15 protein-coding genes are annotated in these 15,289 nt (G+C 71.7%); 9 read left to right on the top strand and 6 right to left on the bottom strand.

Annotation, left to right across the window (positions count from 1 at the left end; all coding sequences use genetic code 11):
* Positions 1 to 173 precede the first annotated feature (173 nt).
* Entirely contained in the window at positions 174 to 2,774 is a 2,601-nt protein-coding gene (locus I4J89_RS39075; protein ID WP_196419238.1) for an ATP-dependent Clp protease ATP-binding subunit, read from the top strand.
* A gap of 23 nt (positions 2,775 to 2,797) precedes the next feature.
* Here I4J89_RS39075 and I4J89_RS39070 read toward each other — a convergent pair whose 3' ends face one another.
* Both I4J89_RS39070 and I4J89_RS39065 read right to left on the bottom strand, forming a co-directional pair.
* On the bottom strand, positions 2,798 to 3,787 hold the full coding sequence (locus tag I4J89_RS39070; RefSeq protein WP_196419237.1) for a LysR family transcriptional regulator: 990 nt from the start codon (positions 3,785 to 3,787) through the stop codon (positions 2,798 to 2,800).
* 123 nt (positions 3,788 to 3,910) lie between these two features.
* Positions 3,911 to 4,495, bottom strand: coding sequence for a hemerythrin domain-containing protein (locus I4J89_RS39065; RefSeq protein WP_309238669.1), 585 nt, complete (start codon positions 4,493 to 4,495; stop codon positions 3,911 to 3,913).
* 67 nt (positions 4,496 to 4,562) lie between these two features.
* On the opposite strand from I4J89_RS39065, the gene I4J89_RS39060 reads away from it, so the two are divergent.
* Complete coding sequence (locus I4J89_RS39060; RefSeq protein ID WP_196419236.1) at positions 4,563 to 5,870, top strand: M20/M25/M40 family metallo-hydrolase; 1,308 nt, start codon at positions 4,563 to 4,565, stop codon at positions 5,868 to 5,870.
* Between the two features lie 21 nt (positions 5,871 to 5,891).
* Positions 5,892 to 6,560: a hypothetical protein gene (locus I4J89_RS39055; protein ID WP_196419235.1), complete on the top strand. Its 669-nt coding sequence runs from the start codon at positions 5,892 to 5,894 to the stop codon at positions 6,558 to 6,560.
* Between the two features lie 148 nt (positions 6,561 to 6,708).
* Here the strand turns inward: I4J89_RS39055 and I4J89_RS39050 are convergent, their stop codons facing one another.
* The 4 genes from I4J89_RS39050 to I4J89_RS39035 form a co-directional block, all read right to left on the bottom strand.
* Positions 6,709 to 6,900 carry a DUF5703 family protein gene (locus I4J89_RS39050; protein ID WP_196419234.1) on the bottom strand — a complete coding sequence of 64 codons (192 nt, stop codon included), beginning with the start codon at positions 6,898 to 6,900 and terminating at the stop codon, positions 6,709 to 6,711.
* 179 nt (positions 6,901 to 7,079) lie between these two features.
* The gene (locus I4J89_RS39045; RefSeq protein ID WP_196419233.1) at positions 7,080 to 7,718 is read right to left on the bottom strand and encodes a response regulator transcription factor; all 639 of its coding nucleotides are present in this window, start codon (positions 7,716 to 7,718) and stop codon (positions 7,080 to 7,082) included.
* Positions 7,715 to 8,872: a sensor histidine kinase gene (locus tag I4J89_RS39040; protein WP_196419232.1), complete on the bottom strand. Its 1,158-nt coding sequence runs from the start codon at positions 8,870 to 8,872 to the stop codon at positions 7,715 to 7,717. The genes I4J89_RS39045 and I4J89_RS39040 overlap by 4 nt, the downstream gene beginning before the upstream one ends.
* Positions 8,869 to 9,864 carry an aldo/keto reductase gene (locus I4J89_RS39035; RefSeq protein ID WP_196419231.1) on the bottom strand — a complete coding sequence of 332 codons (996 nt, stop codon included), beginning with the start codon at positions 9,862 to 9,864 and terminating at the stop codon, positions 8,869 to 8,871. The genes I4J89_RS39040 and I4J89_RS39035 overlap by 4 nt, the downstream gene beginning before the upstream one ends.
* Positions 9,865 to 9,978: 114 nt before the next feature.
* On the opposite strand from I4J89_RS39035, the gene I4J89_RS39030 reads away from it, so the two are divergent.
* From I4J89_RS39030 to I4J89_RS39005, 6 genes are all read left to right on the top strand, one after another.
* The gene (locus I4J89_RS39030; RefSeq protein WP_196419230.1) at positions 9,979 to 11,031 is read left to right on the top strand and encodes an LLM class F420-dependent oxidoreductase; all 1,053 of its coding nucleotides are present in this window, start codon (positions 9,979 to 9,981) and stop codon (positions 11,029 to 11,031) included.
* Positions 11,031 to 11,723, top strand: coding sequence for an MSMEG_4193 family putative phosphomutase (locus tag I4J89_RS39025; RefSeq protein WP_196419229.1), 693 nt, complete (start codon positions 11,031 to 11,033; stop codon positions 11,721 to 11,723). Before I4J89_RS39030 ends, I4J89_RS39025 begins: the two co-directional genes overlap by 1 nt.
* 110 nt (positions 11,724 to 11,833) lie before the next feature.
* Positions 11,834 to 12,430: a DUF3090 domain-containing protein gene (locus I4J89_RS39020; protein WP_196419228.1), complete on the top strand. Its 597-nt coding sequence runs from the start codon at positions 11,834 to 11,836 to the stop codon at positions 12,428 to 12,430.
* On the top strand, positions 12,427 to 13,242 hold the full coding sequence (locus I4J89_RS39015) for an SCO1664 family protein (RefSeq protein WP_196419227.1): 816 nt from the start codon (positions 12,427 to 12,429) through the stop codon (positions 13,240 to 13,242). The genes I4J89_RS39020 and I4J89_RS39015 overlap by 4 nt, the downstream gene beginning before the upstream one ends.
* A gap of 61 nt (positions 13,243 to 13,303) precedes the next feature.
* Positions 13,304 to 14,548: a cysteine--1-D-myo-inosityl 2-amino-2-deoxy-alpha-D-glucopyranoside ligase gene (gene mshC / locus I4J89_RS39010; protein ID WP_196419226.1), complete on the top strand. Its 1,245-nt coding sequence runs from the start codon at positions 13,304 to 13,306 to the stop codon at positions 14,546 to 14,548.
* Positions 14,549 to 14,773: 225 nt separating this feature from the next.
* Entirely contained in the window at positions 14,774 to 15,139 is a 366-nt protein-coding gene (locus I4J89_RS39005; protein WP_196419225.1) for a hypothetical protein, read from the top strand.
* The last annotated feature ends 150 nt before the right edge of the window (positions 15,140 to 15,289 follow it).

Here is a 15,289-nt window from a genome sequence, read left to right as displayed (position 1 = left end):
GGTGCGGCCATGAACTTGAGCCTACTCCAGTCAACTTTTCGCGCGAACCGGGAATCAGGAGGCGGGCTCACACGCTTCTAACACCCGGGCGGGCACGAATTCGCCGCCCCGGCGGCCGGGCAGCGGTGCAGACGTTCCGGGCCGCCCGCGAGGTACCAGGAGAAGAGAGACTGATGAGCATCGGACCGTTCGGGCCGGCTGGGCCCGGTCAGTGGGACGACCTGTTCGCGCGCTTCTTCGGTGCGGCCGAGCCGCGCCGGGCGGCGCAGCGCTTCGACATCGCGCGATACATGAGCAACGACGCCCGCCAGGTGCTCACCGACGGGGCACGGCGGGCCGCCGAGCTGGCGACCGGGGAACGCCCCCTCGCCGACCTCGACACCGACCACCTGCTCTGGGCGGTGCTCCAGCAGGAGCCGATGAAGCAGACCGTACGCCGTGCCGGCACCGACCCGGAGGCCCTGCTCGCCGAGTTGGACGCACGCACCGACAACGATGTCGCCCGGACCGCCGCGGCGAACCGCCGGGCCGAGATGGGGGCCGCCGGCCGTGACCTGCCCGAGCAGGTCGCACTGACGCCGGCCGCCAAGCGCGCCCTGTTGGACAGTTTGCAGATCTCCCGCGCTGTCGGCGCCTCCTACATCGGCCCGGAGCACATCCTGATGGCGCTCGGGCTGAACACCGACTCGGCGGCCGGCCGGATGCTGGCCGGCCGGCTGGACACGCGCGCGATGCCCCACCCGGAGACGACCTCCGGCGGTGGCGGCGGCGGCCAGGGCGGTTCCCGGGGCTCGTCGGGGCAGACGCCGACGCTGGAGCAGTTCGGCGTGGACCTGACCGAGACGGCCCGCCGCGGTGAGATCGACCCGGTGGTCGGCCGTGCCGACGAGATCGAGCAGGCCGTGGAGATCCTGTCCCGGCGTACCAAGAACAACCCCGTGCTGATCGGTGAGGCGGGCGTCGGCAAGACCGCGATCGTGGAGGGCCTGGCCCAGCGGATCGTGGACGGCGACGTGCCGCTGACCTTGCAGGACAAGCGGGTCATCCAGCTCGACCTGGCCGGCCTGGTGGCCGGCACCCGCTACCGCGGCGACTTCGAGGAGCGCCTGCGCAAGGTGATCGACGAGATCCAGGCCTCCGGTGACGGCCTGATCGTCTTCCTCGACGAGATCCACACCCTGGTCGGCGCCGGTGGTGGCGGCGAGGGCGGCGGCATGGACGCCAGCAACATGCTCAAGCCGGCGCTCGCGCGCGGCAAGCTGCGGGTGATCGGAGCGACCACGCTCGACGAGTACCGCAAGCACATCGAGAAGGACGCCGCGCTGGCCCGGCGCTTCCAGCCGGTCCTGGTGGGTGAGCCGACGGTGGAGGACGCCATCGCCATCCTGCGCGGACTGCGCGACAACTACGAGGCGCACCACCAGGTACGCATCACCGACGAGGCCCTGGACGCCGCCGCCGAGCTGTCGGACCGGTACATCACCGACCGGTTCCTGCCGGACAAGGCGATCGACCTGATCGACCAGGCCGGCGCGCGGGTACGCCTGCGCACCAAGACGCCGGACGCCGGACTGCGCGAGCGGGAGCGCCTCCTCGAGCAGCTCTCCCGGGACCGCGACCAGGCGGTGGCGGCGGAGCACTACGAGCAGGCCTCACAGCTGCGTGACCAGATCAACGAGCTGAAGGCGCAGATCGCCGGTGCCGGTGCCGACTCCGGCGGCGTACCGCAGGTGACCGACGCGGACGTCGCCGAGGTGGTCTCGCGGGCCACCGGCATCCCGGTGGCCCAGCTGACCGAGGCCGAGCGGGACCGCCTGCTGCGGCTGGAGGACTACCTGCACGGTCACGTGATCGGACAGGAGGACGCGGTCGCGGCGGTCGCCGAGGCGGTTCGCCGGTCGCGGGCCGGCATGGGCGACCCGGACCGGCCGGTCGGAAGCTTCCTGTTCCTCGGCCCGACCGGGGTGGGCAAGACCGAGCTGGCGCGCTCGCTGGCCGAGGCGCTCTTCGGTGAGCCGGACCGGATGATCCGGCTGGACATGAGCGAGTTCCAGGAGCGGCACACGGTGTCGCGGCTGGTCGGGGCTCCGCCCGGCTACGTCGGCTACGACGAGGCGGGTCAGCTGACCGAGGCGGTGCGGCGACGGCCGTACAGCGTGGTGCTGCTGGACGAGATCGAGAAGGCGCACCCGGACGTCTTCAACATGCTGCTCCAGGTGCTCGACGACGGGCGGCTCACCGACAGTCAGGGCCGGACGGTCAGCTTCAAGAACACCGTACTGATCATGACCAGCAACCTCGGTTCGGACCTGATCAGTGGCAGCACCCGCAGCGTCGGCTTCGGTGCCACCGAGGGCGGCCGCACGGCCGAGGCGGAGTTGCGGGACCGGATCGACCGGCGGCTCAAGGAGCAGCTGCGGCCCGAGTTCATCAACCGGATCGACGAGATCATCATCTTCCGGCAGTTGGAGAACGACCAGCTGCACCGGATCACCGAGATGATGCTCGAAGAGACCCGCCGCCGCCTGCGCGCCCAGGACGTCGGCCTGGAGATCACCGACGCGGCCGTGGACTGGCTGGCCGAGCGGGGCTTCCAGCCCGAGTTCGGTGCCCGGCCGCTGCGCCGGACCATCCAGCGCGAGCTGGACAACAAGCTGTCGAAGATGCTGCTCGCGGCGGATCTCGCCCCGGGCCGTACGGTCCGCGTGGACGCCCGCGACGGCGAGCTCACCTTCGAGGTGGAGTCCAGCCCGCAGCCGGCGAGCGCTCGCTAGGTGTCACCGGAGGCCGCCTGAAGTCAGGCGGCCTCCTGCACCGGGGCGATCGGCGTGATGCCGTTGACCTCCGGCTCGGACCGCATCCACTCCATGTAGGCCTCGTTGCGCGTGATCACGTCCTGGTACGCCTCGTCGGCGAGCGCCATCAGCTTCGGCGCGCTGCCGGCCGCCGGCGACTCGGGATGCCAGCCGAGCACCAGCCGCCAGCGCAGCGGTGCGCCCCGCAGCGGCCGGCTGGCCAGCCCGGCGGGTGGCCGGAAGGTGGCCTGGCACAGCCCGATCGCCAGGCCCAGCTCGACCATGTCGACGCAGGCCCGCGCGTCGGTCTCGAGCATCTTGCGCGGCGCGAAGCCGGCCCGCGCGCAGGCCGCGGCGAAGCAGTCCGCGAAGCAGGTGTCGCCGGCACCGGCCACCCAGTGCTCCTCGGCCAGCTCGGCGAGGTCCACCTCGTTCTTCTTGGCCTGCGGGTGGTCCTCCGGCATCAGCACGCAGACCGCGTTGACCGCGATGGTCTGCCAGACCAGCCCGAACTCGGCCGACGGCAGGGCGTCGCCGCAGACGCCGACCTGGGCGTAGTCCAGCTTGCCGGCGAGCACCATGGCGGCCAGTTCGTCCACGTAGTACGACGCGTGGGTGGTGATCTGGGCCTCCGGCTGCGCCTCCGCGAGGCGGTGCACCAGGTGGGCGACCACCGGACCGCCGACCGCGCCGATCCGGTACCGGCTCATCGTCTCGTTCCCGCCGGCGGCGAGCCGGGCCGCCTCGTCCTGCAGGCCCTTCATCGCGGGCAGCAGCACCCGGGCGCGGGAGAGCACCAGCTCACCCAGGGCGGTGGGGCGGGCGCCACGGCGGTCCCGGTCGAACAGCGGACCGCCCAGGGTGCGCTCGATGCGCTGCAGTTGCGCGGTGAGGGCGGGCTGGGCGAGGCCCAATTGTGACGCGGCCTTGGTCACGCTGCCGGTCTCCGCGATGGCGCAGACCACCTTCAGATGCCGCAGCTCGAGGTTCATAGCGTGACGTTAGGACTTGAAAGGGATCGAAAGCTAGTCCTGTGAGCCCGGGAAAGATCCGCAAGCCGTGACAAACATATTAACGAACAGCACAGACTCCGCTTACCGGGCGTTATCGGCGTTTCACTTCAGATCGCGCATATACGTGGTCCGGGCGGTGATCATGTCGCGGATCTTGTCCACCACACCGAGGGCCGGATCCACCACCTTGTTCCACGGCGGTGTCGACGGCGTACGCGGATGCGGCCGGGTCGGTGCGGCCTCCTCGGCCGTCTCCACCCGGTTGCCCAGCCGGATCATGTCCTCGGCCGGAACCATCTGCTCCAGCAGCGGGAACAGCTCGTCGGCGTCGGCCTGGACGTGCCGCCGGACCGCCGCGGCCACCGGCCCGGACTCGCCGGTCCGCTCGAGGTCGCCCATCAGCGTCAGCAGCTCCCGGTCCTCGGCCAGTTCCCGTTCGGCGATCGCGTCGCCGCCCGGCACCACGGCCCGGATCGCCGGATAGAGGTACTGCTCCTCGGCGGACAGGTGCCGCGAGAGCGTGGCGACCAGGACCGACGCCACCCGGGGGTCGTCCTGGCCAGGATCGGTCAGCCGGTCGGTCAGCTTGATCAGCTCCCGGTGCTGCTCGCCGAGGACATCGACGATGCTGCGCCCGGAGGTCTCGCCGCCTACTGGCGGCAGCGGGGGGAGATTCACTTCAGACACGGCCGCGGTGTACCCGTTACCGCTCTCCCCTCAAACGCAGGTCACATCTTGCTGGTAAGAAAGGCGGATGAACACCACCGCCGTGGACGAGGTAGTCGGCCTCTGCCAGGACCTGCTGCGCATCGACACCACCAACACCGGGGACCAGCGGACCACCGTGGGCGAACGGGCCGCCGCCGAGTACGTCGCCGAGCGGCTGGCCGAGGTCGGCGTCGAGACCCGGCTGCTGGAGTCGGCGCCGAAACGGGCCAACCTGGTCGCGCGCATCCCCGGCGCCGACCCCTCCCGCGGTGCCCTGCTGGTGCACGGGCACCTCGACGTGGTGCCGGCCGACGCGAGCGAGTGGTCCGTCCCCCCGTTCGAGGGCGTGATCAAGGACGGCTATCTCTGGGGCCGCGGCGCCGTCGACATGAAGGACTTCGACGCGATGGTGCTCGCCGTGGTCCGCGAGTGGCGCCGCGTCGGATACACCCCGCCGCGCGACATCGTCCTGGCGTACACCGCCGACGAGGAAGCCGGCATGGAGTACGGCTCGCAGTGGCTGGTCCGCAACCACCCCGAGGAGTTCGAGGGCTGCACCGAGGCGATCGGCGAGGTGGGCGGGTACTCGTACACGATCAACGACGATCTGCGCCTCTATCTGGTGCAGACCGCCGAGAAGGGCCTGGACTGGCTGCGGCTGCACGCCCATGGCCGGCCGGGGCACGGCTCGTTCATCCACGACGACAACGCGGTCACCGCGCTCGCCGAGGCGGTCGCCCGGGTCGGCCGGCACCGCTTCCCGGTGGTGCTCACCCCGACCGTGCGCACCTTCCTGGAGCAGGTCAGCGAGGCGCTGCACATCGAGCTCGACCCGGACGAGCCGGAACTGGCCGTCGCCAAGCTCGGCCCGATCGCCAACCTGATCGGCGCCACGCTGCGCAACACCGCCAACCCGACCCGGCTGGAGGCCGGCTACAAGGACAACGTCATCCCCGGCAAGGCCTCGGCCACCGTGGACTGCCGGACCCTGCCCGGACAGGCCGACGCGTTCCTCGCCGAACTGCGCGAGGTGATCGGGCCGGACGTGGATATCGAGCACGTGCACCAGCAGCCGGCCGTCGAGACGTCCTTCGACGGTGCGCTGGTCGACGCGATGGGTGCGGCGCTGCGTGCCGAGGACCCGGGAGCGCGTACCGTGCCGTACCTGATGTCGGGCGGCACCGACGCCAAGGCGTTCGCCACGCTCGGCATCCGCTGCTTCGGCTTCGCGCCGCTGCGGCTCCCGCCGGACCTCAACTTCAGTGCGCTCTTCCACGGCATCGACGAGCGAGTTCCGGTCGAGGGGCTAAAGTTCGGCGTGCGTGTGCTCGACCGACTGCTCCGCAACAGCTGATTTCGGAAGGAACCTTTTTCCATGAGCGACCAGAACGCTGAGCTCGACGCCGCCCTCGAACGGGTGGTCGAGGCGGCGCGGGCGCACCTCGCGGCCGTCAAGGCGGCCGCCGGGCGGATCGACGACGACGACGTCTGGCAGGCGTACGTCGACCTGAACAACGCCTCCTACGCGTACGACGAGAAGCTGCTCGACGCGTACGGGGAAGTCACGCCGTGGGATGTCGAGTCGATCGACCCGGACGAGGCGGACAGCCGGTTCGGGCTGGTCGGCGACGGGTCCGACGGTGCGGCGGGCGACCCGTACCCGCAGGTGGTGTCGGTGCGGCAGCGCCGCGACTACCGGGTGCCGAGCGTGGCCGCGCTGCTGCGGGTGGCCGAGAACGCGCGCCGCACCTCGGTGCCGGACGACGAGGACCCGGGTCCGGTCGAGTCGGTCGGCGAGGCCGTGCTGGAGCTGCTCCAGGCCGGTGACGGATCCCTCGCGTCGCTCGACGTGCCGGAGCTGGAGCCGCTCGACGGCCTGCTCACGGTCACCGAGGTCGCCGAGCCGCTGGACCTGGAGGCGTTCGACGACGCCGACGGCAGCGGGCCGTTCGCGCCGGTCGAGGGCGACCAGCTGGTCGGGCGCCTCGACGAGCACCCCTTCCTCCCCGACGAGGAAGACGACCACGCCGGTCACAACCACTGAGCTGTGCTTGTCGGCTTCGCCTTCGGCTCGCTGGCATTGCGCCCTTTGACGCCGGCGTCGTGGTTGCGCTTCTTGCGCGCACGGGGGAGTGCGGCCGCGTCGCGGCCGTGAATCAGGAAGCCCGTCCGGCTGGTGCCGGGCGGGCTTCTCAGTAGCTCAGGTTGGGCTGGGGGGTGGCCTGGATCCGGCGCCGGAGCATCACCTTCCGGGTGCCGTCGCGGAAGAGCTGGACCTTGGCCAGCTCCCAGCCGGAGAACTCGGCCTGTATGGCGAGCTGCGCCGCCGCGGTCAACTTGTCGACATTCGAAGGCAACCGGAGCGGCGCGTATTCGTAGTCCATGCGATCTAATATGCTCCGGCCCCCGAGCCCCGCACCACCCCCACATGCGCACGGTTTTGCCGGTCGCACCGCCCGCAGGCACCCCGGCGGCGCAGGTGATATCCGTAGGCGGCGGCACCGAGTGCGACGGTCCACAGCGGCCACAGCAGCATCGGCACCGAGGCGATCCGGTCCCCCTCTCAGAGGGAGATGAACCCGGATCGGTACGCCACGACGACCGCCTGGGTCCGGTCCCGCACCCCGAGCTTGGCCAGGACGTTCCCGACGTGCGACTTGACCGTCTCGACGCCGAGCACCAGGCGGGTGGCGATCTCCGCGTTCGACAGGCCCTCGGCCATCAGGGTCAGCACCTCGGCCTCCCGCGCGGTCAGTCCCGCCGCACCGACCCGGCCGTCCGGAGGCCCGTACGCCGTGGCCAGCCGCCGGACCGCCTCCGGGAACAGCAGCGAGTCACCGCTGGCCACCACCCGTACCGCCTCGGTGATCTGCTCCGGCCGGGCCCGTTTCAGCAGGAACCCGGCCGCGCCGGCCTGCAGCGCCTGGTAGACGTACTCGTCGTTGGCGAACGTGGTGACCACCAGGATCTTCGGCGGTTCGGGGAACCGCTCGCGCAGCAGCCGGGTGGCCTGGATGCCGTCCATCCGCGGCATGCGCACGTCCATCAGCACCACGTCCGGTCGCAGCCGCAGCGCGGCGGGCAGCACCTCGGTGCCGTCGCCGGCCTCCCCGGCGACGGTGATGTCCGGTTCCGCGGCGAGGATGGCCCGCAGCCCGGCCCGGACCAGCGCGTCGTCGTCCACGATCAGCACACTGGTCATGGCCGGACCACCGGGAGCCGCGCGGTGACCCGCCAGAGTTCGCCGTCCGGTCCCGCGGAGAGGGTGCCGCCGAGCAGCCGTACCCGCTCCCGCATCCCATCGATGCCGTGCCCGCCGGACCGGCCGGCGTCGCCGGCCGCACGCGGATTGATCACGTCGATCATCAGCTCCTCCTGGTGTGACCGGACGCGCAGCGTCGCGGTCCCCGACCCGTGCCGGGCGGCGTTCGTCAGCGACTCCTGCACGATGCGGAACGCCTCCCGGGACACCTGCGGGGGCACGTCCACCGCCGCCACCTCGGCGTCGACGTCGCCGGTGAGCAGGCGGTCCAGGTCGGCCAGGGTGGGCGCGGGCGCCCTGCTGGCCGCGTCGTCGCGCAGGATGCCGAGGACCGCGTCCAGTTCGCCGGCCGCCGTGCGCCCGGTCTCCTCGATCGCGTGCAGCGCCTGCCGGGCGAAGCCGGGGTCGCTGTCGAAGACCGCCCGGGCGGCACCAGCCTGCAGGGTCATCGCGGTCAGTGCGTGGCCGACCGAGTCGTGCAGCTCGCGGGCCAGCCGGTTGCGTTCGGCGAGCCGCCGCTCCTGCTCGTGCGCCTCGGCCAGGCGCTGGGCGGGTGAGGGGCCCAGCAGCACCGGTGCCATGGTGGCGGCCAGCCGGCCCAGCCCGGCGGTCGCGTAGATCGAGGTGATCAGCAGCAGCGGACCGGCCGGGATCCACCACCAGGAGGAGCGGTCCGCCAGCCCTTCGCCGCCGGCCAGGGCGAGAATCGCGACCGGGATCGCGAACAGCATCACCGCGCCGATCGCCACGCCGCTGAGCAGGTGCAGGCCGAACCAGACCGCCGCGCGCAACCGGGTCTCCAGCTCCGGCGGGTGGCCGCGGTCGTGGCCGGGCAGGTCCACACCGAGCAGCGAGCGGGCCGCCACGATCTGCAGCTCCCGGGTCCCGCCCAGGAACGGCGGCACCAGCGCGATCAGCCCGCACACCGCGATGACCGCGAGCAGGTCGGGCCGGCCGGCGCCGCTCTCGATCAGGGTCTGTGCCAGCAGTCCGGCGCCCAGCAGGTACGGCAGCGCCAGCACCGCGCCGAGCAGCAGGAACACCGCACGCCGGTAGGTCCCGGCGCGGACCAGCGGACGCAGCAGCCGGCTCATCCGTCGGTGTGCGGGTAACCGGCACCCTCACGTTCCGGATAGCCGACGTCGATCGCGGAGACGTCGTCCAGGGCCATGGCGATCTCGGCCGGCAGGGTCAGCTGCTCGCTGCGCAGCGCGCCCTGCAACTGGCCGGCGGTGCGGGCGCCCAGGATCGGGGCGGCCACCCCGGGCCGGTCCCGGATCCAGGCCAGTGCCACCTCGAGCGGGGAGACGCCGAGGCCGCCCGCCGCGGTCACCACCGCCTCGACGATGCTGGAGCTGCGCGGCTCCAGGTAGGTCTGCACGAACGGCGCCAGGTGCTCGGACGCGGCTCGCGAGTCCAGCGGGCGGCCGTTGCGGTACTTGCCGGTGAGCACGCCCCGGCCCAGCGGCGACCAGGCGAGCACCCCGAACCCGAGGGTGGCCGCGGCCGGCAGCAGCTCCCGCTCGATCCCGCGTTCCAGCAGCGAATACTCCATCTGGGCGGCCACGATCGGGGCCCGTCCCGGGTATGCGGACTGCCACGTCGCCGCCCGCGCGGTCTGCCAGGCCGCGAAGTTGGAGACCCCCACGTACCGGACCCGGCCGGTGGAGACGGCGTGATCTAGGGCGGACAGGGTCTCCTCGAACGGTGTCTGCGCGTCGTACCCGTGCACCTGCCACAGGTCCACGTAGTCGGTGCCCAGCCGGCGCAGCGACGCGTCCAGCGACCGGAGCAGGTTGCCCCGGGAGCCGTCGCGCGGCCGGTACCGGTGCGGGGTGAGTCCCGCCTTGGTGGCGATCACCACCTCGTCGCGGGGCACCAGGTGGTCGAGCAGCGAGCCGATCACCGACTCGGCGTCGCCGTCGCCGTACACGTCGGCGGTGTCGATGAGCGTGCCGCCGGCCTCCAGGAAGATCTTCAGCTGGTCGGCCGCGTCGTCGGGGTCGGTGTCCCGTCCCCAGGTCATGGTGCCGAGCGCGAGCCGCGAAACCGCTAGCCCGCTTCGGCCGAGCGGTCGCTGATGCATGAGTGAACCTTATTCAGACCTTGCACTTCGCGAAATGCTGAAGCACCCGCGCGCCGCGTCGGCTACCGGACGGAAATATGCTTTGCGGCGGACACCAAGATCTCGGGAGGGCACGTGCGGCTCGGACTCAGCCTCGGCTACCAGACGGCGTGGAGCACACCCGCCGATCATCTCGCCATGGCTCAGGAGGCGGACCGGCTCGGCTATTCCGTGGTCTGGGCCGCGGAGGCGTACGGCTCGGACACGGTGAGCATGCTGGCCTGGTTCGCCGGGCAGACCGAGCGGATCGATCTGGGCGCCGCGGTGATGCAGATCCCGGCGCGCACCCCGGCGATGACCGCGATGACCGCCGCCACGATCGACACCCTGTCCGGCGGCCGGTTCCGCCTCGGCCTCGGCGTCTCCGGCCCGCAGGTGTCCGAGGGCTGGCACGGCGTGCGGTTCGCCAAGCCGCTGGCCCGTACCCGGGAGTACGTGGACATCGTGAAGATGGCCGTCGCCCGGCAGCCGGTGTCCTACTCCGGCGAGCACTACACGCTGCCGCTGCCCGGCGGTGCCGGCAAGGCGATCAAGCTGGGCTTCCACCCGCCGCGCACCGAGGTGCCGATCTACCTGGCCGCGGTCGGCCCGAAGAACCTGGAGCTGGCCGGCGAGATCGCGGACGGCTGGCTCGCCATCTTCTTCGCCCCGGACGCGGCCGGCGACCATCTGAGCCACATCGCGCGCGGCCGCGAGAAGCGCGGCCTGACCATGGACGGGTTCGACGTGGCGCCGAGCGTCCCGGTGGTGGTCGGCGACGATCTGGCCGCCTGCGCCGACGTGGTCCGCTGGTACGCGGCGCTCTACCTCGGCGGGATGGGCAGCCGCGAGCAGAACTTCTACAACCAGCTCGCGGTCCGGATGGGTTACGCCGACGAGGCCCGCCGGGTCCAGGACCTCTATCTGAACAAGCAGGTCGCCGAGGCGGCCGAGGCGGTGCCGCAGGAGTTCATCGAGCGGACCTCGATCATCGGGCCGAAGGAGCAGGTCAAGAAGCGCCTCCGGGAGTACGCGGCGGCCGGCGTCGGGACGCTGTCGATCAGCCCGTACGTCGGCGACCTGGACGGCGGCATCGCGACGCTGCGGCTGGTCGCCGAGGCGTTCCACGAGTCCGGAGTGGCCGGCTAGTGGCGACCGTCCTGCTGCTGCGGCACGGCCGCACCACGGCGAACGCGACCGGCGGCCTGGCCGGCCGGCAACCGGTGGAACTCGACGACACCGGCCGGGCCCAGGCCGCCCGGGTCGGCGAGCGGCTGCGCGAACTGCCCCTGGCGGCGGTGGTGACCAGCCCGCTGATCCGGTGCCGGCAGACCCTGGAGCTGGCGCTGCCGTACGCGGACCCGGTGACCGACGACGGCCTGATCGAGTGTGGGTACGGCGACTGGGAGGGCCGCCCGCTCAAGGAGCTGGCGCAGGAGCCGCTCTGGCCGGTGGTGCAGCATCATCCGAGCGCCGCGGTCTTCCCGAACGGGGAGGCGATGGCCGCGATGTCGGCGCGGGCCGTCGCGGCGGTCCGATCGTGGGACGCCCGGGTGACCGCCGAGCACGGGCCGGAGGCGATCTGGCTGGCGTGCAGCCACGGTGATGTGATCAAGGCCATCGCCGCTGACGCGCTGGGCCTGCACCTGGACGAGTTCCAGCGGATCGTGGCCGACCCGGCGTCGGTCACGGTAATCCGGTACACCCCGACCCGGCCGTTCCTGGTCCGCCTCAACGAGACCGGTGAGCTGGGCTCACTCGTACCCCCGCCGACAGCGGACCGGGAGAAGGCCGCGCAGAGTGACGCGGCGGTGGGTGGCGGCGCCGGAGGCGGCGTCTGATTTACGCTCGGTGACCGACGTATAGCCGCAGCGTGTACCGCTTTGCGCCCTCGGCGAACCCGCCAAGGTGACCCGCGCGATCGGCCGTTTCGATGGTTAGGGTTGTCCCCATGACCCACCAAGTGCATGCCTTCGAGCCGCCCGAGCGGTTCGTCGCCGGGACGGTGGGCGAGCCGGGGGATCGTACTTTCTACCTCCAGGCCCGCGGCGGCGGCCGGGTGATCAGCGTGGCGCTGGAGAAGGTTCAGGTGTCGCTGCTCGCCGAGAAGCTGGAGGAGCTCCTCCTGGAGGCGAACAAGCGGTTCGGTGTCGATCTGCCCGAGGCCGCGCTGCCGGTGGTGCACGACAACGAGCCGCTGGACAGCCCGGTCGACGAGGAGTTCCGGGTCGGCACGCTGGGCCTGGCCTTCGACGTGGACACCGGCACCGTGGTGATCGAGGCGATCGAGGCCGGTGAGCCCGAGGCCGGGTTGTCCGGTTCGCTGCCGGACGACGAGGAGGACGACGTCGACGGCGACGAGGACGAGGACGAGCCGGACGACGACCTGGACCGGCTGCGGGTGCGGCTGACCCCGGAGGCGACCCGGGCGTTCATCGACCGGGCCCGCCGCGTGGTGGCGGCCGGACGGCCGCCGTGCCCGCTCTGTGGCCAGCCGCTGGACCCGGCCGGCCACCTCTGCCCCCGGCACAACGGTTACCACCGGTGACTGCCGAGCCCACGGCCGTGCTCGCGGAGGCGGACGCCCTCGAACTGCTCGGCCGGGGCCGGATCGAGATCGAAGGGCGTCTGGTGGACGCCTCGAACACCACGCTGCGTGCCGAGATCAGCCTGGGCGGGCTGACCCGGCGCTGCGTCTACAAGCCGGTTCGCGGCGAGCGCCCGCTCTGGGACTTCCCGGACGGCACGCTGGCCGGACGGGAGGTTTCCGCCTATCTGGTGTCCCGGGCCACCGGCTGGGACCTGGTGCCGCCGACGATCCTGCGGGACGGTCCGCTGGGCACCGGCGCGCTGCAGCTCTGGATCGACGAGCCGTCCCAGGTGGAGGGTCTGATCGGCTTCGTCCCGGCGTATGACGTGCCGGCCGGCTGGTTCGCGGTGGCCGCGGCCCGCGACGACGACGGCGACGCGTACGCGCTGGCCCACGCCGACGACCCCCGGCTGGCCCGCCTGGCGATCTTCGACGCGGTGATCAACAACGCCGACCGCAAGGGCGGCCACGTGCTCTACCCGGCCACCGGCGGGGTGCACGGCGTGGACCACGGTGTCAGCTTCCACGTGGAGAACAAGCTGCGTACCGTGCTGTGGGGCTGGACCGGCAAGCCGCTGCCGGACGAGGCCGCCGAGGTGCTCACCCGGCTCGCCGAGCAGCTGACCGGGCCGCTCGGCGCGGCCCTCGAGGAGCACCTGACGACCTCCGAGGTGCAGCACGTCGCTCTGCGGGTGAAACGGCTGCTGCGGGCCTGCCGTTTCCCGAGACCACCCCAGGACTGGCCGGCCATCCCGTGGCCGCCGATCTAGTGACAGAGGTTTAGGTCACGCGCCCAGGGTGTGCGCGGGTGCCGCTGGATAGGCTCCGACCATGGACGCTTGGACCGGGCACGACGTACCCCGCCTGCCGGAAACGCCGGGGCGCACACCGCTGCGGCTCTTCGATTCAGCGCGGGAGTCGGTGCAGCCCAGCACGCCGGCCTCGACCGCCACGATGTACGTCTGCGGCATCACGCCGTACGACGCGACCCACCTCGGGCACGCCGCCACCATGATCGCCTTCGACCTGGTGAACCGGATGTGGCGCGACGCCGGCCACGACGTGCGGTACGTGCAGAACGTGACCGACATCGACGACCCGCTGCTGGAGCGGGCGGAGCGCGACGGCGAGGACTGGATCGTCCTGGCGATGCGCGAGACCGCCCTGTTCCGCGAGGACATGGAGGCCCTGCGGATCATCCCGCCGGCCCACTACGTCGGTGCCGTCGAGTCGATTCCGAAGATCGTCGAGCACGTCGCCGACCTGGTGGCGAAGGGCGCGGCGTACAAGCTCGAGGACGGCACCGGCGACGTCTATTTCGACATCAGCGCCGCACCTCGGTTCGGCTACGAGTCACACCTGTCCCGGGACGAGATGCTGGTGCTCTCGGCGGAGCGCGGCGGTGACCCGGAGCGGTCCGGCAAGCGCGACCCGCTCGACCCGCTGCTGTGGCGCGGCGCCCGTGACGGCGAGCCGGTCTGGGACGGCGGCGACCTGGGTCCGGGCCGTCCCGGCTGGCACATCGAGTGCGCCACGATCGCGCTGGGCCTGCTCGGCGACACGATCGACGTGCAGGGTGGCGGCAGCGACCTGCTCTACCCGCACCACGAGTGCTCGGCGGCGCACGCCGAGGTGCTCACCGGCGCGGAGCCGTTCGCCGCGCACTACGTGCACGCCGGCATGATCGGGCTGGACGGCGAGAAGATGTCGAAGTCCCGGGGCAACCTGGTCTTCGTGTCCCGGCTGCGCGGCGACGGCGTGGACCCGATGGGCGTACGCCTTGGCCTGCTCGCCGACCACTACCGCGGCGACCGGGACTGGACCGACGAGGTGCTCAAGACCGGTCTGGACCGGCTGGCCCGCTGGCGGGAGGCCGCTGCCGCACCGGCCGGGCCGTCCGGGGCCGGGCTGCTGGGCGCGGTTCGGGAGGCGCTGGCCGACGATCTCGACACGCCGGGCGTGTTGGCGCTGGTGGACGCGTGGGCGGAGGCCGCACTGGCCGGCGCCGGTGCTGACACCGATGCGCCGCAATTGATGTCCCGGACAGTAAATGCCCTGCTCGGAGTGCGTTTGTAGCATTCCGGAAAAGGCCCCCGTCAGCGATGCGGACGGGGGCTTTTCTGCGTCTATCGGTGCTCAGTGAAAGCAGATCCCCGGGCGACCATAACCCCGTCTCGCCGGGCCGGGAGGCTAATCCACTAAATCTTGCCCGATCGTCGAATATCGGGTCAAAATCGAAGAATTTGGGCGGCGATTCAGACAGACTTTCTTTGGTCAAACCAACGTCCGAAAGGAAACATCATGCGTCGTACGGCTCTGTTCCTCGGCGGTCTCTTCCTGGCCACCGGCGCGAGCCTGGCCCTGGCCGGCCCCGCCTCCGCGGCCGAGGCCGGTTGTGGCAAGTCCTGCAACAACGGTGGCGGCCTCGCCGTCGTCCACAGCGCGCCGCAGCCGATCTACGTGCTCGACGCCGACGACGACGAGTGCTACTACGGCAACAGCTACGTGAGCAGCTACGGCCACGGCGGCCACGGCTACGCCCACGGCCTGAGCGGCGGCTACGGCGACGGTGGCTACCACAACAGCACCGGCCAGGTCGGGCTGCTCAACTTCAACTCGACCAAGCAGGGTCCGCAGGTCGGCGGGCTGGTCGGCAGCATTCTGTAAGTCACCTTCGGTGTACCGGCCCGGGATCTCCGGGCCTCCACCGGACCAGCAGGTAGCCCGGGCCCGGGACGCGATCAGGCGTCCCGGGCCCGGCCTTTCTCACTAAGCGGCGGCACAGCGGCCGACGGAATCGCCGGACATATCTGAGCC

The sequence above is a fragment of the Actinoplanes aureus genome, assembly GCF_015704865.1.
GTDB classification, from domain to species: Bacteria; Actinomycetota; Actinomycetes; order Mycobacteriales; family Micromonosporaceae; genus Actinoplanes; species Actinoplanes aureus.
This window is presented reverse-complemented; position numbering and strand designations above follow the sequence as displayed.

Excerpts from the sequence above, each read along its gene's own strand:
- I4J89_RS39075 (WP_196419238.1), top strand. The coding sequence starts at position 174 with ATGAGCATCGGACCGTTCGGGCCGGCTGGGCCCGGTCAGTGGGACGAC.
- I4J89_RS39070 (WP_196419237.1), bottom strand. The coding sequence starts at position 3,787 with ATGAACCTCGAGCTGCGGCATCTGAAGGTGGTCTGCGCCATCGCGGAG.
- I4J89_RS39060 (WP_196419236.1), top strand. The coding sequence starts at position 4,563 with ATGAACACCACCGCCGTGGACGAGGTAGTCGGCCTCTGCCAGGACCTG.
- I4J89_RS39055 (WP_196419235.1), top strand. The coding sequence starts at position 5,892 with ATGAGCGACCAGAACGCTGAGCTCGACGCCGCCCTCGAACGGGTGGTC.
- I4J89_RS39050 (WP_196419234.1), bottom strand. The coding sequence starts at position 6,900 with ATGGACTACGAATACGCGCCGCTCCGGTTGCCTTCGAATGTCGACAAG.
- I4J89_RS39045 (WP_196419233.1), bottom strand. The coding sequence starts at position 7,718 with ATGACCAGTGTGCTGATCGTGGACGACGACGCGCTGGTCCGGGCCGGG.
- I4J89_RS39040 (WP_196419232.1), bottom strand. The coding sequence starts at position 8,872 with ATGAGCCGGCTGCTGCGTCCGCTGGTCCGCGCCGGGACCTACCGGCGT.
- I4J89_RS39035 (WP_196419231.1), bottom strand. The coding sequence starts at position 9,864 with ATGCATCAGCGACCGCTCGGCCGAAGCGGGCTAGCGGTTTCGCGGCTC.
- I4J89_RS39020 (WP_196419228.1), top strand. The coding sequence starts at position 11,834 with ATGACCCACCAAGTGCATGCCTTCGAGCCGCCCGAGCGGTTCGTCGCC.
- mshC (WP_196419226.1), top strand. The coding sequence starts at position 13,304 with ATGGACGCTTGGACCGGGCACGACGTACCCCGCCTGCCGGAAACGCCG.
- I4J89_RS39005 (WP_196419225.1), top strand. The coding sequence starts at position 14,774 with ATGCGTCGTACGGCTCTGTTCCTCGGCGGTCTCTTCCTGGCCACCGGC.